General features: G+C 72.5%; 21 protein-coding genes. 8 read left to right on the top strand and 13 right to left on the bottom strand.

Features of this window, described 5'->3' with window-relative positions; genetic code table 11:
* Nucleotides 1-152 precede the first annotated feature (152 nt).
* On the top strand, nt 153-2,015 hold the full coding sequence (locus POF73_RS21465) for an ABC transporter ATP-binding protein (RefSeq protein WP_443049584.1): 1,863 nt from the start codon (nt 153-155) through the stop codon (nt 2,013-2,015).
* A 56-nt stretch (nt 2,016-2,071) separates the two neighbouring features.
* Here the strand turns inward: POF73_RS21465 and POF73_RS21470 are convergent, their stop codons facing one another.
* The 4 genes from POF73_RS21470 to POF73_RS21485 all read right to left on the bottom strand — a co-directional run bounded on the left by POF73_RS21470 (nt 2,072) and on the right by POF73_RS21485 (nt 5,793).
* On the bottom strand, nt 2,072-2,257 hold the full coding sequence (locus POF73_RS21470) for a hypothetical protein (RefSeq protein WP_272117837.1): 186 nt from the start codon (nt 2,255-2,257) through the stop codon (nt 2,072-2,074).
* 153 nt (nt 2,258-2,410) lie between these two features.
* Entirely contained in the window at nt 2,411-3,100 is a 690-nt protein-coding gene (locus tag POF73_RS21475) for a DUF899 domain-containing protein (protein ID WP_272117839.1), read from the bottom strand.
* Nucleotides 3,101-3,188: 88 nt separating this feature from the next.
* Nucleotides 3,189-4,394, bottom strand: a complete 1,206-nt coding sequence (locus POF73_RS21480; protein WP_272117841.1) for a cytochrome P450 family protein — start codon at nt 4,392-4,394, stop codon at nt 3,189-3,191.
* Nucleotides 4,395-4,404: 10 nt separating this feature from the next.
* The gene (locus POF73_RS21485; protein ID WP_272117843.1) at nt 4,405-5,793 is read right to left on the bottom strand and encodes an amidohydrolase; all 1,389 of its coding nucleotides are present in this window, start codon (nt 5,791-5,793) and stop codon (nt 4,405-4,407) included.
* 128 nt (nt 5,794-5,921) lie between these two features.
* Between POF73_RS21485 and POF73_RS21490 the strand changes: the two genes are divergently transcribed.
* Nucleotides 5,922-6,875 (top strand): endonuclease/exonuclease/phosphatase family protein, encoded by a 954-nt coding sequence (locus POF73_RS21490; protein WP_272117922.1) that lies wholly within the window; start codon nt 5,922-5,924, stop codon nt 6,873-6,875.
* 112 nt (nt 6,876-6,987) lie between these two features.
* On the opposite strand, the gene POF73_RS21495 is transcribed toward POF73_RS21490, so the two are convergent.
* From POF73_RS21495 to POF73_RS21505, 3 genes are all read right to left on the bottom strand, one after another.
* Nucleotides 6,988-9,135 carry an FUSC family protein gene (locus POF73_RS21495; RefSeq protein ID WP_272117844.1) on the bottom strand — a complete coding sequence of 716 codons (2,148 nt, stop codon included), beginning with the start codon at nt 9,133-9,135 and terminating at the stop codon, nt 6,988-6,990.
* Nucleotides 9,136-9,510: 375 nt separating this feature from the next.
* Complete coding sequence (locus POF73_RS21500) at nt 9,511-10,296, bottom strand: nucleotidyltransferase domain-containing protein (protein WP_272117846.1); 786 nt, start codon at nt 10,294-10,296, stop codon at nt 9,511-9,513.
* A gap of 112 nt (nt 10,297-10,408) precedes the next feature.
* The gene (locus tag POF73_RS21505) at nt 10,409-12,331 is read right to left on the bottom strand and encodes a tetratricopeptide repeat protein (RefSeq protein WP_272117848.1); all 1,923 of its coding nucleotides are present in this window, start codon (nt 12,329-12,331) and stop codon (nt 10,409-10,411) included.
* 38 nt (nt 12,332-12,369) lie between these two features.
* On the opposite strand from POF73_RS21505, the gene POF73_RS21510 reads away from it, so the two are divergent.
* The 4 genes from POF73_RS21510 to POF73_RS21525 all read left to right on the top strand — a co-directional run bounded on the left by POF73_RS21510 (nt 12,370) and on the right by POF73_RS21525 (nt 14,766).
* On the top strand, nt 12,370-13,044 hold the full coding sequence (locus POF73_RS21510; RefSeq protein ID WP_272117850.1) for a hypothetical protein: 675 nt from the start codon (nt 12,370-12,372) through the stop codon (nt 13,042-13,044).
* 94 nt (nt 13,045-13,138) lie between these two features.
* Complete coding sequence (locus POF73_RS21515; RefSeq protein ID WP_272117851.1) at nt 13,139-13,756, top strand: hypothetical protein; 618 nt, start codon at nt 13,139-13,141, stop codon at nt 13,754-13,756.
* Between the two features lie 114 nt (nt 13,757-13,870).
* Nucleotides 13,871-14,296 carry a RidA family protein gene (locus POF73_RS21520; protein WP_272117853.1) on the top strand — a complete coding sequence of 142 codons (426 nt, stop codon included), beginning with the start codon at nt 13,871-13,873 and terminating at the stop codon, nt 14,294-14,296.
* A complete protein-coding gene (locus POF73_RS21525) occupies nt 14,293-14,766 on the top strand; it encodes a GNAT family N-acetyltransferase (RefSeq protein ID WP_272117855.1) in 474 nt (157 codons plus the stop codon). The genes POF73_RS21520 and POF73_RS21525 overlap by 4 nt, the downstream gene beginning before the upstream one ends.
* A 132-nt stretch (nt 14,767-14,898) precedes the next feature.
* Here POF73_RS21525 and POF73_RS21530 read toward each other — a convergent pair whose 3' ends face one another.
* Nucleotides 14,899-15,627, bottom strand: coding sequence for an aspartate/glutamate racemase family protein (locus POF73_RS21530; protein WP_272117924.1), 729 nt, complete (start codon nt 15,625-15,627; stop codon nt 14,899-14,901).
* A 5-nt stretch (nt 15,628-15,632) separates the two neighbouring features.
* Nucleotides 15,633-17,111 carry an NCS1 family nucleobase:cation symporter-1 gene (locus POF73_RS21535; protein ID WP_272117857.1) on the bottom strand — a complete coding sequence of 493 codons (1,479 nt, stop codon included), beginning with the start codon at nt 17,109-17,111 and terminating at the stop codon, nt 15,633-15,635.
* A 199-nt stretch (nt 17,112-17,310) separates the two neighbouring features.
* Here POF73_RS21535 and POF73_RS21540 point away from each other — a divergent pair, with 199 nt between their 5' ends.
* On the top strand, nt 17,311-17,985 hold the full coding sequence (locus POF73_RS21540; protein WP_272117859.1) for a GntR family transcriptional regulator: 675 nt from the start codon (nt 17,311-17,313) through the stop codon (nt 17,983-17,985).
* A 77-nt stretch (nt 17,986-18,062) separates the two neighbouring features.
* On the opposite strand, the gene POF73_RS21545 is transcribed toward POF73_RS21540, so the two are convergent.
* The 4 genes from POF73_RS21545 to POF73_RS21560 form a co-directional block, all read right to left on the bottom strand.
* Nucleotides 18,063-18,377 carry a hypothetical protein gene (locus tag POF73_RS21545; protein ID WP_272117861.1) on the bottom strand — a complete coding sequence of 105 codons (315 nt, stop codon included), beginning with the start codon at nt 18,375-18,377 and terminating at the stop codon, nt 18,063-18,065.
* Complete coding sequence (locus tag POF73_RS21550; protein ID WP_272117863.1) at nt 18,332-18,625, bottom strand: beta-ketoacyl synthase N-terminal-like domain-containing protein; 294 nt, start codon at nt 18,623-18,625, stop codon at nt 18,332-18,334. Before POF73_RS21550 ends, POF73_RS21545 begins: the two co-directional genes overlap by 46 nt.
* 87 nt (nt 18,626-18,712) lie before the next feature.
* A complete protein-coding gene (locus tag POF73_RS21555; RefSeq protein WP_272117865.1) occupies nt 18,713-19,378 on the bottom strand; it encodes a maltokinase N-terminal cap-like domain-containing protein in 666 nt (221 codons plus the stop codon).
* 38 nt (nt 19,379-19,416) lie between these two features.
* On the bottom strand, nt 19,417-20,247 hold the full coding sequence (locus POF73_RS21560) for a uracil-DNA glycosylase (RefSeq protein ID WP_272117867.1): 831 nt from the start codon (nt 20,245-20,247) through the stop codon (nt 19,417-19,419).
* 70 nt (nt 20,248-20,317) lie between these two features.
* Between POF73_RS21560 and POF73_RS21565 the strand changes: the two genes are divergently transcribed.
* Nucleotides 20,318-20,851, top strand: coding sequence for an RNA-binding S4 domain-containing protein (locus POF73_RS21565; RefSeq protein ID WP_272117869.1), 534 nt, complete (start codon nt 20,318-20,320; stop codon nt 20,849-20,851).
* Nucleotides 20,852-20,862: the final 11 nt, after the last annotated feature.

Consider the following 20,862-nt stretch of genomic DNA (forward strand, 5'->3'; position numbering starts at 1 on the left):
CCCTCCCCCGGACGCCCCCGCCCCGTCATAGTGGCCCTCCGTCACGAGGGACCGTCGGGGGAGGGTGCGTGGTGGGGAAGAAGGCCGGGTCCGGTGAGGCCAAGGTGTCCGAGTCGGAGCGGCTGCTGTTCGGGGGGCCTCTGCGTTACGACATGGGGTGGAACCAGCACCACGACGCCTTTATGGAGCTGAGTTTCCGGGCGATGGTGACGCGGTTGCCGTCCCTGCTCGGGTCCAGTTTCCGGCTTGCCTGGCAGGGGGACCGGGTGGCCGCGCGGACCGTGCAGGTGGCCGAGGTGGGGCGGGGGCTGGCTCAGGCGGTCGCACTCCTCGCCGTCAACAGTGTGCTGGGGCGGCTGATGGCGGGAGGGGCCATCGAGGAGCGGTTGCGTGGGGCCGTTCCCGCGCTGGTCGCCATGGCCGCCGTCATGGTCGTGTCGACTCTGCTGCGGGCCGCCTCCACGTACGCCACCGGGCGACTGGAGCCCAAGGTGGAGCGCGTGGCCACCGAGCTGTATCTGGAGCGGGCGGCCGCCGTGGAGCTGTCCGCCATCGAGGACCACGCCTTCCACAAGCTGCTGGACACGGCGCAGTACGGCGCCGCCTCGGCCCGCCGCATGATCTCGTACAGCGCGCGCGTCGTGAACGCGGCCATCTCGCTGATCGCCGCGGCCGGCGTGCTCACCGTGCTGCACCCCGCCCTGCTCCCCCTCCTCGCCACCATGACCCTGCCCAGCGCCTGGAGCGCGCTGACCAACGCGCGGCGGCGCTACGAGTCCTTCCACACCTGGGTGCAGCACGCCCGCGCCGGCCATCTGATCAGCGGGCTGCTCACCGAGCCCGCCGCCGCGCCCGAGATCCGGGTCCATGGCGTGGGGCCCTTCCTCCTGCGCCACTACCGGGCGATGTCGGAGACGGCGGAGGCCGAGCAGGCACGGCTGGCCAGGCTCGCCGCCCGGACGGGGCTCATCGCGGCGGCCTGGACGGGGCTCGCGACCGTCGCGACGTACGCCACGCTCGGGGGGTTGCTGCTCGCCGGGGCCATGGCGCTCTCCGTCGCCGGTACGGCCGTCATCGCGATCCGCACCGGTTCGTCGAGCCTCGACACCCTCGTCCTGGAGGTCAACGCGCTCCACGAGGAGGCCCTCTTCGTGGGCGATCTGCAACGGCTGTACGTCGAGGCGGCCGAGCGGGCCATTCCGGTCGGCGGAGCCCCGTTGCCCGAGGATCCGCAGGAGATCCGGTTCGAGAACGTCACCTTCTCCTACCCCGGCGAATCCTCCCGTCCGGCCCTGGACGACGTCACGCTCGCCCTCCCCCTCGGCCGGATCGTCGCCCTGGTCGGCGAGAACGGCTCCGGGAAGACCACCTTGGTGAAGCTGCTGGCGGGCCTCTACACGCCGGACCGGGGCCGCATCCTCTGGGACGACGTCGACGCGGCCACCGCCGACCGGCACCAGCTCGCCGAGCGCGTCGCGATGCTGGCCCAGGACTTCAAGCGCTGGCCGTTCACCGCCCGGGTCAATGTCGCCGTCGGCCGCTCCTCCGCGCCCCTCACCGAGGAACGCCTGGCCACCTCGGTCACCGAGGCCGGAGCCGAGGAGGTGGTCGCCGATCTGCCGCGCGGTCTGGACACCCTGCTGGCCCGCCAGTTCAACGGCGGCCACGAGCTGTCCGGCGGGCAGTGGCAGCGGCTCGGCATCGCCCGGGCCGCCTACCGGCGCGGCCGCATCCTCATCGTGGACGAGCCGACGGCGGCCCTGGACGCACGGGCCGAGCTGGAGGTCTTCGAAAAGATCCGCGCGCTCGCCAAGGCCGGCCAGACGGTCGTCCTCATCACCCACCGGCTGGCGTCCGTACGCCACGCCGATCTGGTGCACGTCCTCGACCAGGGCCGGCTCGTGGAGTCCGGCACACCGGACGAACTACTGGCCACCGGCGGTGTCTACGCCGAGCTGTACTCGCTCCAGGCCGAGCAGTTCACCGCACGGGTGCCCGCACCGAAGGCGGGCTGACCGCCAAGTCCTCTCCCGCCAAGTCCTCTCCCGCCGAGCCCTCCCCCGCCGAGGGCTCACGCGGCGGCGTCAACCGCGCCGTCACCGCGGACGATCACCAGGAACGCGTCCGTCGCCAGATCCATGACGACCTCCGCGGGCAGACCTTCCATGCGCCGCGCGTGTGCGAACTCCTCCGCCGGCCACGACCCTCGCGGCCCGCCCGCGGGAAAGCATTCGAGCACTGTTCGCCCGTTCACCATCCTGACCTCCGATAAGCGTCGTACTTGTAGGAGTTAACGCCTGCCGGAGGTGAATCGCCTCGTCCGGTGACGGGACTGAGACGTAGTTGACACTCGTTCACCGCGCTGTGTGAAAGACCGATCACTCTCGATCGCCGACGGCCACGCTTCGTGTCAGTCCTCGTACTCGTCGTGATAACGGATGCGCTCACTCCCGGCAGGCGCCCCAAGAGTCGACGCGCGCCCCTTGGGCTCCTCCCACTCCTCCTGCCGGCCCAGCGCGGTGAGGTCCAGGAAGCTGGTCGTCGAGCCCAGCCCGTCGAGGCCGCGCTCGTATGTCGAGTAGGTGTGGAAGACACGCTCCCGGTCCCGCAGGAAACAGCTGACGCCGGGCCGTTCCACCAGCTCGCCCTCATGTTCCAGGGTCACCTCGAAGTCGAGGTTGAAGTCGCTGCCGTACGACGAGTACCAGGGCACCGTCCAGCCCATGCGCGCCTTGAACGGCAGGATCCTCGGGTACGGCGCCCGGGAGACGGCGACGAATGTCGTGCCGCGTGCCTTCAGGTGGGCCAGGTGACCGATCTGGTCGAGGAACGCCGAGCAGCTGCGGCAGCCGGCGTCCCACTCGGGGGCGAACATGAAGTGGTAGACGACGAGTTGGTGCCGTCCCTCGAAGAGGTCGAGCAGCGTGGCCTTGCCGTCGCCGCCCTCGAAGACGTACTCCTCCCCGACCTCGACCATCGGCAGCCCGCGCCGCTCGGCGCCCAGCGCGTCCCGCGCCCGCGTGGCCGCCTTCTCCTTGACCAGCAGTTTCTCGCGTGCCGCGCGCCACTGTTCGCGCGAGACGATCTCCGGAAGCGACATGGGACGCCCCTCCTGTACGGCGGTCCGACGGTCCGTTCCGAGTGGTGACCGGCGGCAGGGGCGGAACTCATCGCCGGGCGGGGGAATTTCAGGAGTTCTTTTCGGCCGCGGAGTACGCCACCGGCAGCGAGACCAGGCCGCGCGCGCGTAGTGAGCGGCGCCACCGCGGACCGGTGTCGTCGGCCAGGGTGACTTCCGGGTACCGCTCCAGTAGCGCGGCGAGGGCAATCTCGGTCTCGGCGCGGGCCAGGGGCGCGCCGAGGCAGTAGTGGATGCCGTGGCCGAGGGCGAGATGGCCGGAGGCGTCGCGGCCGAGGTCGAGGCGGTCGGGGTCGGGGAAGCGGGCGGGGTCGCGGTCGGCGGCGGAGAGGGAGAGCAGGACGGTGTCGCCGGCCGGGACGGTGACGTCGCCGATGGTCACGTCCTCGGTCGGGAAGCGGCGGATGGCGAGCAGGGCGGGGCCGTCGTAGCGCGCCAGCTCCTCCACGGCCGCCGGGATCCGCGACGGGTCCGCGCGCAGGGCGGCGAGTTGCTCCGGATGCCGGAGCAGGGCGAGCACGGCGTTGCCGATGAGCTGCACGGTGTTCTCGTACCCGGCGAACAGGATGAGGAAGGCGAGGGACATCAGCTCGTCCTCGCTGAGCCGGTCGCCGTCGCCGTCGCCGTCCGTGTCGCGTACCGCGATGAGGTCGGAGAGCAGATCGTCGGCGGGTTCCCCGCGCTTGTCCGCGAGCAGTTGCCTGAAGAACCCGAGCATCGCCCCGACCGCCTCCTTCGCGGCCTGCGGTCGCGCCGGGTCGGGGGCGACCAGAGTGTCGGTCCACTCCCGGAAGTCGCGCCGGTGCTCGTCCGGGACGCCGAGGAGGTCGCAGATGACGGTGATGGGGAGGGGCGCGGCGTAGGAGGCGATCAGGTCGGTGGTGCCGTGCGGGCCGATGGCGTCGAGGAGACGGTCGGCGGTCCGCCGTACGGGAGCGCGGAGTCGGTCGACGCGGCGCGGGGTGAAGGCTCGGCCGACCAGGCGGCGGATGCGGGTGTGGTCGGGCGGGTCCATGTTGAGGAGGTTGGCGTCGAGCGCGGGCGGCAGCGCGAGGCCTCGGTAGGTGCCGGGCGCCGCGTGCCGTTTGTCCAGGGACAGCCTCGGGTCCGCGAGGGCCTCCCGTACGTCGTCGTACCGCGTGACGAGCCAGGCGGGGCTGCCGTCGGGACCGGCGATGCGGTGGACCGGCGCGGTGTCGCGCAGGCGCCTGTACACGTCGTACGGGTGGTCGATGAGGCCGTCGGCAAGATCCATGCGGATGAGCCTAGGACCTGTCCTGGGCGTCGTAGTCCTGGATGCGCTTGCCGTGACTGCGGTCCATGAGCGCGGGCAGCCGCTCCCCCAACTCCCTGACGACGTCGGGCACATCGATCGTCAGCAGCTCCCGGTCGCGCATCAGGACCCGGCCGTCGACGATCGTCGTGCGGACGTCGGAGGAGCGGGCGCTGTGCACGAGGGTGGCGGCGAGGTCGTGGACGGGCTGGGTGTGCGGGCCGGTGAGGTCGACCAGGATGATGTCGGCGCGGCGGCCGGGCGCGATGGCGCCGATGGAGTCCTCCAGTCCGACGGCGCGGGCGCTCTGCAGGGTGGCGTGGTGCAGGGCTTGGCGGGACGTCAGCCAGCGGGGGTCGCCGGTGGTCGACTTCTGGATGAGGGCGGTGAGGGTCATCGCCTCCCAGACGTCCAGGGAGTTGTTGGAGGCGGCGCCGTCCGTGGCGAGGCCGACGGGGATGCCGATGTCGCGCAGGGCGCGTACCGGTGTGGTGGTGGGCCAGGCGAACCTGAGGTAGCCGCGGGGCGCGGTGGCGACGGCGATGCGGCCGGAGGCGTCCCGCAGGGCCGGCAGGTCGCGGTCGAGGATGCCGGTGCCGTGGGCGATGAGGACGTCGGTGTCGAGGATTCCGGTGCGCCTGAGGACCTCGACGGGGGTGACGCCGTGGCGGGCGAGGCTGGTGTCGGCCTGGTCGCGGTTCTCGGAGGCGTGCAGGTGGACGGGGAGGCCGTGCTCACGGGCGAGTTCGGCGGTGGCGGCCAGATCGGCGTCGTCCACGGTGTAGGGAGCGTGCGGGGCAAGGGCGGTGGTGATACGTCCGTCGGCGGCGCCGCGCTGCCGCAGCGCGAACTCCAGTGACCGCTCCCGCCCTTGGGGTCCCTGGGAGGAGAAGTAGGTCTCGCCGAGATGCGCCCGGATCCCGCACTCCTCGACCACGGCGGCGACGGCGTCCATCAAGAAGTAGTGGTCGGCGAAGCAGGTGACGCCGCCGCGGATCATCTCGGCACAGGCCAGCCGCGCCCCCAACGCCACGTCCTCCTCCGTGAGGTTGGACTCGATCGGCCACACGACGTCGTTGAACCACTCCTCGATGGGCAGGTCCTCGGCGACACCGCGCAGGGCGACCATGGGCGCGTGGGTGTGGCAGTTGACGAGCCCCGGGAGGGCCACTTGCCCGCGCGCATCAATGAGTTGCCCGGCTCCGGCCCGAACCTGGGCTTGGGCATGGGCTTCGGCTTCCGCCGGGGCGGTGGTGACGGACTCGATGACTCCGTCTCGTACGACGATCGTGGCGTTCTCCTGGAAGCCGACGCGTTCCTGATCGTCGTGCAGGAGGACGGTGCATCCGGTGATGATGAGATCGGCGCGGGAGTCACTCATCACGCCAACGTACGACGATGTAGTCGCGCCGCGTGAGCCGAACCGCGCATCCCGTCACCGCCCTGTCGCGAGACGGGCCGGACGAGCACCCTGGCCTCACCACCACGGCTCGCGGAAGGGACCCCGGCATGCTCCTCGGCACCTGGAACCTGGAGAACCTCTACCGGCCCGGCGGCAAGTTCGGCCCCAGGGACAAGGCCGCGTACGAGACGAAGCTCGCCGCGCTGGCCGGGGTGGTCACCGAGCTCGACCCGACGCTGCTCGGCGTGCAGGAGGTCGGGGAGCCGGAGGCCCTGCGGGATCTGGTGGGGATGCTGCCCGGCGACTGGCATGTCGCGCTCTCCGAGCACAGGGACGGCCGGGGCATCCGGGTCGGCTTCCTCAGCCGTACGGAACTACGGGTGCTGCACGACACGAACGCGTTCCCGGCCGAGCTGGCCGCGGTGCAGTCGGACGACGAGGGCGGCACCGCGTCCAAGAGCGGCCGGGGTTTCCTGGCGGTGGAGACGGACACGGCGGCCGGGCCGCTGCGGGTGGCGGTCGCCCACCTCAAGTCGAAGCTGCTGTCGTACCCCGGCGACCGTTTCAACCCGCGGGACGAGGGCGAACGGGCCCGCTACGGCGCCTACGCCCTCTACCGGCGGGCCGCGGAGGCCACGGCGCTGCGCGCACTGGCGGACATGCTGCTGGCCGGTGACGGACGCGACCACGACGTGGCGGTCGTCGGCGACCTGAACGACGAGGTCCAGGCGGCGACCACCCAGATCCTGCTGGGCCCGCCCGGCTCGGAGATCGGCACCCCCGGCTTCCAGGTGAACGACAGGGGCGACGCGCGCCGCCTGTGGAACGTGGCGCCGCTGATACCCGCCGAGCAGCGCTTCTCGCGGGTGAACTCCGGGCGGCGTGAGCTGATCGACCACATCCTGTGCAGCCACCGCCTGGTCCACCGGGCGACCGGGGCGGGGACGGGGCGGCCGGGGGCCGGTTCGCCGGAACTGCCGTCGGTGGGGGCCGATCCCCAGGAACGGCGGGGCGCGGCGGGGTCGGACCACGCGCCTGTCTGGGTACGGGTCGGGGACTGAGAGAGCCGAGCCGTGACGCCGCTCCCGGAGCGCCTGACGGGCCGGTTGGTCGGGGTGACGGAGAGGGTGGTGGGGAGGGTGACCGCGGGCCGCCGAGGTGGCGGTCGGTGCCTCACACCGCGAGGGGCATCCCGGGTTCGCGCAGGCCCAATCGGCGTCGTCCCGTCGCCAGTTCGTCCAGGAGCTCGGCGAGGCGGCGGGTGTGGCGGGGCGTGAGCCGACCGGTGTCGTCCAGGTGGACTGCGCACGCGGTGGTGGTGTCCACGAGCCGTTCCAGGGCGTCGGCGAGCTCGTCCGCCCCCTCCACGTGCCGGGCGAGCGCGGGCAGTTCGGCGGAGGCGAGGGCGATGGCGGTACGCGCCTCGGCCAGAGCGCGGTAGGCCTCACGGCGGAGGGTCCAGCGGAGGGTGCGGTCGGTGGGGCGGGGCGGGTGCTCGTGGGGGGCGGGGTCGGCGGAGCGGGGCGGGGGGACGTGGGAGGCGTGGTCGGCAGCCGTATGGGCACGTGTACCGGCGTCGACGCGGAGGGAGCGGTCGGCGGAGCGGGACAGGTGGACGGGAGGGGCCTGGTCGGCAGCCGTATCGACATGTTGACCGGCGCCGGCATCGGCACCTGCACCGGCGTCGGGGGCGGCCCATGCTCTGGCGTCGGCGTCGGCGTCGGCGTCGGCGAGGCCGAGGTGACGGGCGCCGGACTCGTTCAGCACATGGGCGAGATAGGCGTGTGCGGCCCGGTTGGCGGCGGCCAGCCGGGCCCGTACGCCCCCGCCCCGCTGGCCCGGCATCGGCAGATGCCCCACGACGAGCACGATCGCGCAGGCCAGCAGCGTTTCCCCGATCCGGCTGAGGGAGGCCTGCGGTTCGCCGCCCACCATCACCAGGGCGAGCACGAGGACGGTCACCACGGCGGTCTGGGCGGCGAAGTGCCTGGTGGCCACGGGAATGAGGGCGCCGCTGAGCGCCACGAGCGCGATGAGCCCTTCCGGCCGGGGCAGCACAGCCGCGAACCCGGCGAAGAGGAGGGCGCCCAGTACGGTGCCCGCGGCCCGGCACAGCACCCGGGAGGCGAGCGGCCCGAGATCGGGCTTGACGAGGAAGACGGCGGTGGCCGGGAGCCAGTACCAGTGCTCGTGCTGCCCGTACCACTGGGTGTGGTGCAGCGCCTGGGCGATACCGGCGCTGGCCCCGAAGCAGAGGGCGACGCGCAGGCCGTACTCCCGCCCGCCGGCCCCGACCACGGACCGGGCGAGATCCTTCGCCGTACGACGCCGGGTGTGCAGGTCGCCGGCACCCCTGCCCCGGTCGAAGGCCTCGGCGGCATGCAGCAGGGCGTCGTCGAGGGCGCGCAGGGCGGGTGCGGAACGGGAGGGCGCGGGCAGCGGGCCGGTGTGCGTGTTGTCGCGAACGGCGGCGGCGAGGCGGCGCGGCCCTTCGGCGGCCCGGCCCGGCACGGGTTCCGCCGCCCAGGCGAGCGCGGTGGCGGCCTCGCCGAGGGGAAGAGCGGCGGCGTACTGCGCGTGCAACCGCCGCTCGGCGGACGAGGAGGCGTAGCGCCGCAGCCGGGGCCCGGTGAGCGCGTCCTGGGCATGGTCGAGGGCTGCGGTGAGCGCGGCGCGGCGGGCGGTGGCGCCGTCGGTCCCCACGGCGTCGAGCAACTCGGCGATGGCGTCGTACACCTCCGCCACCGCGTCCCGCTCCCCGTCGAACCGGAAGTCCCCGGCGAGGGAACCGGGCGTGGGAAGCGCCAGCCGCAACGCCAGCAGCCAGACGGCCCCGGCGAGATAGGCGATCGCCCGCTGCCACCCGCTCTCCGGCAACGGCATCCCGGCCCCGATGGCAGCGGCGACGAGAACCTGCGTACCAGCACCGGAGGCCACCGGTCCGACGGCACTGATACCGCCGGCGACGAGCCCGAGACCGGTGAGCAGCAGGGTCAGTGGAACGGCCCCGACCTGGTCCCCGGCATACGTCCCGGTCAACAGCCCGCCGGCGCCCGCCAGCGCGGGCACCCCGAGCCGCTTGACGGAGGCACGGCGGCTGCCGGGGCGGTCGTTGATACCGGCGAGCATGGCGGCGATGGCGGCCACGACACCGAGGGACGTGCGGTCGGCAAGGACAGCGACGACCAGAAGCGGCCCGGCGGCCAACGCCCCGCGCGTGACCGCGCTCCAGGGGACCGGGCCGCGCTGGGTGCGGAGGGTGTGGGCGAGCCAGGGCGGGAGGTGCGGTCGGAGGACGGCGGTACGGGCGGGGCGGGACACGGGGCTCCTGTCGGGGCGAGGCCCGGTCGTCAGATTCCCGTCGTCCGCCCGGAGGGCGGGCCCGGCGGCGGCGATGGGCCCCCCGCGCGAGGTATTTCGAGCATGGGCGAGCGTGCGTGCCAGGCGTCGCCGGGCAGGCGGGAATCTGACGACAGGGCCCCAGGGGCGGGGGTGGGTGCCTTCGGGCGACGGTGGCCGGGCGGTTGGGGGGCCGTCAGGGGTGCGGCCCGTGGTGTCCACGGTAGGGCGGGGGATTGGTGAGGATGGGACGTTGACGTTTCGGGGATGTGACGATGCTTGGAAACGCCACGTTCTTTATGAACGCAATCGCCGGCGGGACGGGAACGCCACGACTCCCGTCCTGCCCCGTCCCCGTCAGGCGCGGCCCGCCCCCGCCGCCTCCACTGCCCGCGCGAAGAGCTCCTCCGCTTCGGCCACGACCAGTCCCGTCCCCTCCGGCCGAGCCCCCAGCGCCCCGATGAGACCGTCGACACCCCGTAGCCCCGCCCGCTCCAGCAACCGCTTCTCATTGGTCACCCACTCCCCCCGCGCCGCCAGCACCGCATGCCCGGTCTGCACGGCGGCCGTGGCGAGCGCGCCGGCGAGTTCGGTGAGGCGGGCCGCCGGGGCGTGGTTGGCCTTGGCGTAGGCGAGGGTGGCGCGGGCTGCGCCGTACCAGCGCTCGGGTGCCGTGTGGCGAAGCTTCTCGGGATAGGTCGCCGGACGCGGGAGAGACCCCCGCAGGACGCGGTTGATCGCCAGCTCCGCGACGACCAGGTAGCTGGGGATCCCCGCGAGGTGGAAGAGCAACGGCTCCACCCGGAACCGCCCTTCCTCCGCCTCGGCCGACTCCCGCTCCACCACGTCGAGATCGCGGTAGTGAACGTCGACCCGCCGTCCGTCGATCGTCAGCCAGGCACCCCCGTTGAACACACCCCCGCCCCAGCCCCCGACCTCGGAGACCTCGCCTTCCCAGCCGAGCGCGCGAAGATCGGCGGGGTCGAAGGCGCCCCGGTAGTAGACGGCCAGGTCCCAGTCGCTGTCGGACCTGTGCGTGCCCTGGGCCCGGGAGCCACCGAGAGCGACGGCCCTGACGGTGGGAAGGGCGGCCAGACGGTCGGCGGTGGTGTCGAGGAAGGCCGTGTCGTCGAGAGCGGACATGGGGTGCAGCGTACGGAGCCGAGTGGCGGGCCTCTACGCAATTACGCCCGGCTGCGCGGCTCCGTCGTCCCGTGGCGGCGTCACCCCGCGCAGGCGCCATTCCGCGGCAGCCTCACCCCGTCGCCGCAACTCCGAAGTCCGCTCCGGAGATTCCGCCCAGCGCCTCGGCGATCCGCAGCAACGGCTCACGCAGGCCCGCCAGTTCCGCCCTCATCGCCTCGGCCTCCGCCCACGCCGTCTCATGGTCGAGCGGTGCGGTGTCGGCCGGGCAGCGGGCCTCGTACGCGGCGAGGCGTGGGTGCCAGGTGCTGGTGAAGGGGCGGATGGTGTCGTTGATCAGCGTGTACGCCAGGCTGTGGACGGTCGGCGCCCCGGTCTCCGTACCGCGCTCCAGACCGATGCTGTACGTGTGCAGCGTCGCCCGCGTGAAGTCGATCAGTGACTTCAGAGAGGCCAGCGCCTCGCGCAGGCTCCCCGTGCCCGGCGCCAGTTCCTGCACGCCGATGCGGGTGACCAGCTCGACCTGGATGTCGTAGGCGGCCATCCGCTCCGACTCGCTGGGCGCTGCCATGGGTGCCTCCCTCCGGCTACCGGGGAAGGCCAGCGTAACCGGGTCGCGGCTGCCGCACAGGGTGCGCAGGGCCGCGTGCCTGAGGGCCTCGGTGCGGGCGGGGGACGGGTCGTGGTGGTGCCAGGCGTGCTCGGTGACCGGGTGGAGGGACCAGCGTTCGTCGGCCGCCGGTGTCAGCAGGCTGCGGGCGCGCAGCTCGCGGACGCCGTTCGCGGCGCGTCGGCCGGCGACGATCCGGGGGACGCCGTCCGCGACGGCCAGCACGTGTGCCGCGTCGTCGGCGGTCAGGGGCAACGGGTGCAGGGCGGCGGCGCAGCGCAGGACGTCGGCGGCGTCCGCCGTGTCCACGTCCCGTACGACGGAGCCCGTGACGTCCTCGTCGGCGAGGGCGTCGAGGAGGGACCTGCCCCGCGCGTGCAACCGGTCGTAGAGCGTGTCGGCGTGGTGGCCGGCTCGCACCGCACGGCCCAGCAGGCCCAGGGCGAGGGGATGGCCGTCGACCGCGCCGGCCAGTGCCTCGTCGCCGCCGGCCAGCACGCGCGCGTGGGGAGCGTCGAGCGGTCCCAGGTCGACCGGGGTGCCGAGGGTGTCGTAGGCGCGGCTGCGGAGGGTGAAAAGGGTGTGGCCGAGGGGGTGCGGTGCGGCCATGGCGGCGATCTCGCGCGCGGGGAGCCGGTGGGCGGGGGCTGCGTCGACGATCCAGAGGAACGGTTCGCCGATGGCGTCGAAGTGCGCGAACAGGTCGTCCGGGCCGTTCGTCGCCAGGGCGCGCAGCGAGTCCTCGTACGCCTCACCGCTCACCCAGCAGACACCGCCCGGGTACGCCGCCTCGAAGCGCTGGGCGTACTCCTGCGCGAGCAGGGTCTTGCCGATGCCCGCCATACCGCGGATCTGTACGGCGTGCGCGGCGGCACGGCCGGTGACCAGCGGTGCGGCGTGCGCGTGCAGGGCGGAGTGCACCTGCCAGAGCTCGGAGAGACGGCCCAGGAAGTCGGGGCGCGGCCGCGGGGTGCCCAGCAGCCGGCGGCGTACGCCGGGTTCCGCGGTCTCCATGGGGGCGTCGAGACTGGTCACGTGCGCGCGTACGTCCGTGACGAGGGCCGCGAGGTCGTCGGGCGAGGCGTGTCGGGCGTCGCGCAGTTCCACCGGGTGGATGTGGTCCGTGGTCCGCTCCGGATTGACCACCATGACCCGGCGTCGCGGGTCGCCCTCCCCAAGTCCCGCCAGATAGGCGGTGGTCAGCTCCCACTGGCAGGCCTCGCGCTCGGGGTAGCCGGTGGAGTAGAACGCCAGCAGCGCCTTGGAGCGGGCCAGTTCGCGGCGGATGGTCTCGCTGATGCCGGCGAAGGACGCGACCCCGGTCTCGTCCGTGAACACCTCCAGCCCGCCGTCGCGCAGCGCCCGCGCGAGCGGACGAACCCGCTCCACATCACCGCGGCTGTAGCTGAGGAAGACGTCCCACACGGCGACTTACCCTACTGTGGGTACCGGGGAGGGCGATCATGGGACACAGGGAGCGCAGGCGACGTCGACCGAGCGGTCCGTCGCAGATCACGGCCAAGCTCACGATTCCGTTCGTCGGCGAGATATCCGGCATGTGGGAGCCGGCCGACGCGGAGCGCAGCGCGGCCTGGGAGCTGTACCTGGAGCTGGTCACGCGCGTGTCGGTGGAGGAGCTCGACCCCGACGAGGGCTTCCTGCGCGAGGCGCTGTCCTCCCTCTACACCTTCTTCAACACGACCCGCGAGATCCTCCGCCGCTACGGCCCCGACGTCGCCCCGCCCCTCGCCCCCGGCCACGTCAGCTTCGGCGTCCTGGCCGTGACGGTCCTCAACCGGGTTCTGCGGCCGGTCCTCGCACAGTGGCATCCCCGCCTGACGGCCTACGAGTCCCAGCGGCCGGCGGGGCGCGACCCGGTGGCCCACGAACGGGAGTGGGAGCACTCCGACGCCCTGCGCCGCGAGATCGCGGCGGTACGGGAGACGCTGGTGTCGCTGGCGCGCACCTTGCAGGAGGTGGCGAACGTCAGCGACCTGATCGACCTTCCGTCACCCCGAGCACCCCGAGCACCGGGCTCCCCGGGAACGGGGCACCCCCCCCCGCCGGTCGGAGGGCCCCTGACGGTCCGGAGAGTTGAGCACGGCCGCGGCCGACGGCTGATCGGGCTCGCCGCCTGATTCCCTGGTTCGACGGTCGTGCCGGGGCCGTTGTCAGTGGTGCGCGTTATCAATGAAGTCGTCACTCAGTGTCACGACGACGGGGGAACCAGTGATGACGACGCACGAGACGCACCTCTCCGCAGCCGGGCTGCGGGCCCGGGGCTGGACGCCCGCGATGGTGCGCAAGCTGCTGGGCGAACCCGATCTGCTGCGCTCGCACCCGCACTTCCGCTCCGCCACGCAGACCCGCCTCTACAGCATCGAGCGCGTCGAGGCCGCCGAGCGGAGCGAGGAGTTCCGGGGTGCTTCGGCGGTTGCCGCGCGGCGATCCGCTGCGGCACGGGACGCGGCTCTGCGCAGGCGGCGGGAGGTGTTGGCGCGTATCGCGGCGGAGCCCATTGACGTCCCGCGGCTGACTCCGGACAGGCTGGCCGCGCTGGCGGTCGAGTACCGCAACCGTCTGGACGAGGAACGGACGTTGTGGCGCCGGGGACATGTGGCGTCTCCCGCCTCGGTCGACAGCACCGAGCCCGGCGTGCTCGACCGGTGGAAGGTCGACTACCTGCGCCATCGGTTGATCCGGTACGACGACGCCCTGGCCGGACTGCGCGGACGCACCGGGCGCGCGGCAGCCGAGGAACTGCTGCGCCGCCGGGTCTACGCGGCCATCGCCAAGACGTTTCCGGACCTTGCGCGCGAGTGCGAACGGCGGTTGGGCGGCTCCGGCTGACGGCGGAAATTCGGATGCGAGGGGCAGCGCGGGCACGAATGATCGGAGGTCGCCCACCGACCGCGTCGCCGTCCCGCTGTGCCGGCGCATCCGCCCGACTGCTCAGGAGCCCGCATGATCCGCCGCGTCACCAGTCCCGCCCTCTTCCCGCCCCCCACCTACTCCCACGCCTCCGTCGTCGAGGCCGGCACGAAGCTCGCCTTCCTCGCCGGTTCCGTGCCGCTCGACGCCGACGGGAAGCTCGTGGGCGAAGGGGATCCCGTGCGGCAGGCCGAGCAGGTGATCGCCAACCTCGGGGAGCAACTGCGCGCCGTCGGCAGTGACTTGGCGCATGTCGTCGCGACCGAGGTGTACGTGGTGAGCGGTGACACCGCGGTACTGTCCGCCGTCTGGGACGTCGTCGAGGCGTCGGGACTCAGCATCGGCCCTCACTCGTCGACGCTGCTCGGGGTTGCCTGCCTCGGATACACGGGGCAGTTGGTGGAGATCACGGCCACGGCCGTGGTTCCCGAGGGGCCCGACGAAGACGCGCGGTCATGAGCTCCGTCGCACTCCGCCGCGCCACCGCCACCGACGCCCGTGCCGTCGCCGACATCTGGCTGCGGTCGTTCGCCGCCGCGCTGCCGACGGTCGTCCGGGCGCACTCCGACGACGAGGTGCGGGCTTGGTTCCGGGAGGTGGTGGTGCCGCTGCAGGAGACCTGGGTGGCCGATGCCGAGGACCGTGTCGTGGGCTTCATGGTGCTCGACGCCGACCAGGTCTCCCAGCTCTACCTCGACCCCGACTGGCGGGGCCGCGGTATCGGCGACGAGTTCGTCGGCCTCGCCAAGCGGCGTCGCCCGGGCGGGCTGAGCCTGTGGACCTTCGAGGTCAACAAGCCCGCCCACCGCTTCTACGAACGGCACGGCTTCGTCGCCGTCGAGCACACGGACGGCAGCGGCAACGAGGAGCGCGAGCCGGACGTGCGGTTCGCCTGGGGGGCGGGGCGGAGCGACCGGGGAGGCACATGAGTGAGGCGCGCGTACGGCCATGACGGAGGGGGCGGGCCGGAGACACTCCCCGGTCGGCTCACCCCCGATCGTCCTTGATCGCCCCTGATCACCCCTAGATCGCTTCTCATGATCACCCCCGATGCGCCCTGATCACCCCCGACCACTCCTGAGGCGCCCCCACTCCCGCCGCTTGGGCAACGGCCTCGCATACCCCCCGACCCGGCTCGTCCTCAGCCCCAACTGCACCAATGACTCGGCGAGTTTGACGGCCGCCCCCACCCCGTCCACCACCGGGACCCCCAGCTTCTCCCCCACCGCCCGCTGCAGCCCGGTCATCCCGGCGCACCCCAGCACCAGGACCTCGGCGCCGGCCTCCCGAGCCCGTTCGGCGGCTGCCAGGAAGGCGGTTTCCGTGCGCTCGGCGTCCTCCAGTTCCAGCACCCCGAGCCCGGTACCGATCACGGCGACGCAGTTGCGGCCGACCCCGGCGGTCTCCAGGCTGTCCTCGATCTGCCCGCACGACCGCTCCAGCGTGGTCACGACGCCGTACCGCCGACCCAGCAGACAGGCCAGATGCGCCGCCGCCTCGGTGATGTCGACGACCGGCACGTCCACCAACTCCCGGACGCCTTCCCGTCCGTGCTCCCCGAAACCGGCCATGACCACGGCGTCGTAGGCGGGGCCGTCGTATGTCCGCAGCGCGTCCATCACCGCCGCCGCCGAGAGGTAGCTGTCGAGCCAGCCCTCCGCCGATTCCGGACCCCACCCCGGGGTCAGCCCGGTCACGGCGGTGCCCGGGCCTGCCGCGGCCCGGGCACCTCGCACGATTTCCTCGGTCATCTCCTGCGTGGTGTTGCAGTTGGTGACGACGATTCGCACGCCGCTCATACCTCCACGGGCTTGTCGGGCACGGAGTTGTCGGCGGCGGCGCGCTCGTCACGGCACAGCAGCAGATACAGCCCCGCCGCCATCGCCGTCCCGATGAACCAGGAGTACGGCGCCACCTCGCTGAACGTCTTCACCAAGGCGAGTACGGCCGCGACACCCGCCGCCGGCAGGAACGCCCACAGCGCCTTGGGGTTGACGCCCTTGCGGTAGTAGTAGCGGGAGCCGGGCTCGGCGGAGAACAGCTCGTCGACGTCCACACGGCCGTGCTTGATCAGGTAGTAGTCGACCATGATCACGCCGAACAGCGGGCCCAGGAAGGCGCCGAGGCCGCCGAGGAAGTAGTTGACGACGGTCGGGTTCGAGAAGAGGTTCCAGGGGGTGACGACCAGCGCGGCCACCGTGCTGATCATGCCGCCGACCTTGAAGGTGATCTTCTGCGGCCAGACGTTGGCCAGGTCGTACGCCGGTGAGACGAAGTTGGCGACGATGTTGACGCCCATGGTGGCGATGGCGAAGGTCAGGGCACCCAGCACCAGCACCCAGGTGTTGCCGATCTCGGCGACGAGGTAGGCGGGCTCGGTGATCGCCTTGCCGAAGACCTCGATCGAGCCGGCCGTGACGATCACCGACACGACCACGAAGGCGGTGGAGTTGATGGGCAGACCCCAGAAGTTGCCGCGCCTGACGCTCCGGTAGTCCGGCGCGAACCGCGAGAAGTCGCAGAAGTTGAGCATCAGCGTGCCGTACGTGGCGAGGATCAGCCCGATCGCGCCGAACCACTGCCGCCACTGCTCACCGACGGAGACCGGGTTCGGGGTCGAGGTGAGCGAGATCGTCCAGCCGGCCTTGGCGAGGATCCAGACCGCCAGGGCGATCATCACGATCCAGATCGCCGGACCGCAGAAGTCCTGGAACTTGCGGACGGACTCCATGCCCCGGCTGATGATCGCCGCCTGGAGCAGCCACAGGGCGATGAAGCTGCACCAGCCGAGCGGGTGCAGACCCAGGAAGGAGCCGTGCGTCCAGGATTCCAGGCCCGGCCAGGCGGCCAGCAACATGATGTTGACGGCGACGGACGCCAGATAGGTCTGGATGCCGTACCACATGATGGCGATCACGGCCCGGATGAGGGCGGGGATGTTGGCGCCCCACACCCCGAAGCTGATGCGGCTGACGACCGGGAACGGGACGCCGTGGCGCTGGCCGATCTTCCCCATCCAGTTCATGCCGATGTAGATCAGCACGAAGCCGACGAGCAGCGACGTGAAGACCTGCCATACGTTCATGCCGAGGACCAGCAGGCCGGCCGCGAACGTGTAGTTGCCGAGGTTGTGGACGTCGGACATCCACATGGCGAAGAGGTCGAAGACCTTCCAGTTGCGCTTGCCCGCGGGCGCGAGGTCTTCGTTGGTGAGCCGGGGATCGGGGACGAACGCTGTTGTGCCGGTGGCTTCGGCACGGTCGGCGAGAGACACGGGGCCTCCAGGAGCGAGGGGACGGAGGACTGCTTATGGAGGGCCGCCCAGGGGCTGCCTTCTACCATGGGGGGCGTTTGGTATACCAAACTGCGCACATGGTCCCGCCGTCAACAGTTCTGACCGATGTCGTTCTTGTTAACGGTCCGTAAAGCAGCCCCGGAGCCACAACACGCCCGGAGTCGGCGAAGATGGCCCCATGAGCTCCACGACGAAGATCGAACCCCTGGGCGCGGTCCGCGAGCGCGTCCTGGCCCAGCTGCGGCAGGAGATCATCGCGGGCGGCCTCCGCCCCGGCGACCGGCTCGTCGAGCGCGAGCTGGCCGACCGCTTCGGCGTCTCCCGCGTGCCGGTCCGAGAGGCGATCCGCGCGCTGGTCGCCGAGGGCTTCGTCCACTTCGAGACACCGCGCCGTATCGTCGTACGGCGACTGACTCCGACCGATGTCAAGGAGCTCTTCGAGCTGCGCGAGGCGCTGGAGGTGTACGCGGCGGGGCTGGCGGCGTCCCGTGCGACGCCGGACGACCTGGCCGAGGTCGAACGGCTCCTCGACCAGGCGGCCACCGCCACCGAGGCGGGGGACGCGGAAACGATCACGGACGTCAACAGCCGGCTGCACGACCGGATCGTGGCCATGGCGGGCAACAGCCTGCTGATCGAGGCCCTGGAACCCGTCGCGGGCCGACTGCGCTGGATGACCCGGCGCAACGAGGAATGGCCCCAACTCCTCGTCGAACACCGGGAGTTGTACGAGGCGATCGCCTCCGGCGACCCGGCCCGGGCCCGTGCGCACGCCCTCGCCCACGTGCGCACCAACTACCGGTCGACGGTACGGCAGCTCTTCGGGGAGGCGGCGGCCGAGGAAATCCCGTAGCCAAGGGGCCTTCTCGAAGCACCTCCTCAGACCACCTACTCAGAGCACCCCCACGAAGCCTCATCTCAGGGATCTCTTCAAAGCTCCTCACGCGACTCCGCGCCCCGCGGCATCACGCTCCGCCACGGAATGACCGCGAGCGCCGCCGCCAGGGTGACCGCTCCCACCGTCACCGCCGTCGCCGTGAGGCCGTCGACGAACGCCTGCCGGGCGGCCGGGGTCGGCGGCAGTACGGCGGTCGGCGCGGCCGCCGACGCCACGGGCCGGCGGTCGGTGACCACCGTGCTGAGGACCGAGCCCTGGACGGCGACGCCGAGTGCGGCTCCGACCTGGCGGGTGGCGTCGTTCACCGCCGATCCCAGTCCGGCCCGGCACAGCGGGACCGCGCCCATGACGGACTCCGTGCCTGCGGCGGCGACCAGTCCGGCACCTCCCCGACCAGGTGCCGGCCCTCCGACAGCGCCGCCCACAACCCGTCGAGCGACCGGATCCCACCGGGCAGCCGGACCCCCACGCCCACCACCGCGACGTCCATGCCGCGGGCCTCCTCGGGCCCGGGCGGGGCCGGAGAGGCAGGGAGCACGGACTGCTCCGCGGCGGCGTCGGACGTCGGACGGGCGTGGTCGCTGGCCTGAGACACGCTGCCGACAACTCTGCGGGCCCGCCTGTGGTTACTGCCGACGGCGCCATACGAGGACGGCGGCGCCCGCGGGAACGGCGACGGCGGTCAGGCCCGTGCGGCGGTGTGCAGCGCGGCGAACACCGCCCGGGCGCGGCTGCCGTCGGGCAGGCCCCAAGCGCCCTCGACATGTCCCGTCGCCCCCGGCGGCAGCAGCGGAGAGCCGTCCGAAGCGGGGCGCAGAACACGGTTCAGGCGGAGGGTGAGGCCCTGTGGACCGGTCAGTACGGTGCCCTCCTGGTCGTCGGTGGCCGTGCTGCCGAAGTCCCGGGAGAGGGGGCCGTCACCGGTGTAGGAACGGACGACCTCCCGGTCGAGTTCGTCGGTGATGCTCTGCGCCTGCGCCTCGACCCGCCCCTCGATCAGGGCCAGCAACTGGGCGACCAGCACCGGGTCGTGGCACCCGTCGTAGGCCCAGCGCGGCCCCAGCACCCCGTGCTCCATGGTGCCGACGAGGGCATGCTCGGCGCCGTCGAGCGGTGCGCCGCGATAGGTGAGCGGCACCAGGTAGGCGACGGCGCCGGTTCCGGGGCCATCGGTGGCCACCATGAACTCGATTCCCACCTCGCCCTCCGGGTCGTCCAGCCGGAAGCCACCCGCCTTGGTCAACTCCGGCTCGCCCGCGCCCCCTTGGTACCAGGGGCGGGTGGGCATCCAGGACGTGAGCAGTTCCAGCTTGGTGGGCTTGAGGGTGGTGTGGTGAATGAGAGCCATCGGGGCACCGTAACGCCCGTACGACCGCCCTCGCCTCTTCATTTCAGCCCGGCTGCCTCCGCCGCCGCGCCGAGCACGTCCCGCAGCATCGCGGGGGTGAGCCGGCCGGTGAAGGTGTTGCGCTGGCTGACATGAAAGCAGCCGAAGAGATCCAGCCTGCCGGGACTGTCGGGGCTGTCGGGACTGCCGGGGCTATCGGGGCTGTCAGGGCTGTCAGGGCTGTCAGGGCTGTCAGGGCTGTCAGGGCTGTCAGGGCTGTCAGGGCTGTCAGGGCTGTCAGGGCCATCCTGGCCGTGGGGCCCGTCGAGCGTGACCCGCGCCCCGTGTGCGAACGCCGGTCGTGGCCGGGGGACCCGCCACCCCGCCTCCGCCAGCGCGGGCAGCGTCGCCTGCCAGCCGAAGGCGCCCAGTGCGACGAGCGCGCGCACCGTCGGCCGCAGCAGCCGCAGCTCCCGCACCAGCCAGGGGCGGCAGGTCTCCCGCTCCCCCGGGGTGGGCTTGTTGGCGGGCGGCGCGCAGTGGACCGGGGCCGTGACGCGGACGCCGTGTAGTTCCAGACCGTCGCCCACGGCGACCGACGTGGGCTGTGAGGCGAGGCCCACGTCGTACAGCGCCTGGTACAGCACGTCCCCGGAGCGGTCGCCGGTGAACATCCGGCCGGTGCGGTTGCCCCCGTGCGCGGCCGGAGCGAGCCCGACGATCAGCAGCCGGGCGTCCGGCGGACCGAAGCCCGGTACCGGCCGGCCCCAGTACGTCTGGTCCGCGAAGGCGGCGCGCCTGGTGCGGGCCACCTCCTCACGCCAGGCGACCAGCCGCGGGCAGGCCCGGCAGCCCGCGATCCGCCGGTCGAGCTCAGCAAGGGCGTCCACGGCTCCACCGTAAGGCCGTGGCGGGTTTTTACGGCGGCCAAGGTCTCCCTACGAGGGCTAAGGTCGAGACATGGCTTCCGAGGATGACGAGGAGACGACCGGCGACGCGCCCGAGACGGCACGGCCGGAGGCGGCGAAGGCCGAGCAGGCCGTCGACCCGAAGATCGCCGCCGCCGTGGCCGCCGCCGAGGCCGCCGGTGCGCAGAACGGCGAGTCCGTGCGGATCGACAGCTGGATCTGGGCCGTACGCCTGGTCAAGACCCGCTCCCTGGGCGCCACCGCCTGCAAGGGCGGGCACGTGCGCGTGAACGGCCAGAACGTGAAGCCCTCCCACACCCTGCGCATCGGCGACGAGGTGCGCCTGCGGCAGGAGAACCGCGAGCGGATCGTCATCGTCAAGCGGCTCATCCGCAAGCGGGTCGGCGCGCCGGTCGCGGCCCAGTGCTTTGTCGACAACTCGCCCCCTCCCCCGCCGCGCGAGGCCGTCGCCCCGGCCGGCATCCGCGACCGCGGCACGGGCCGGCCCACCAAGCGGGACCGCCGCGAGCTGGAACGCCTGCGCGGACTCATGAGCGGTGGAGCGGGCCGACCGCACGGACAGTGACATACGGCGGG

The organism is Streptomyces sp. HD, from assembly GCF_028369295.1.
Taxonomy (GTDB): domain Bacteria; phylum Actinomycetota; class Actinomycetes; order Streptomycetales; family Streptomycetaceae; genus Streptomyces.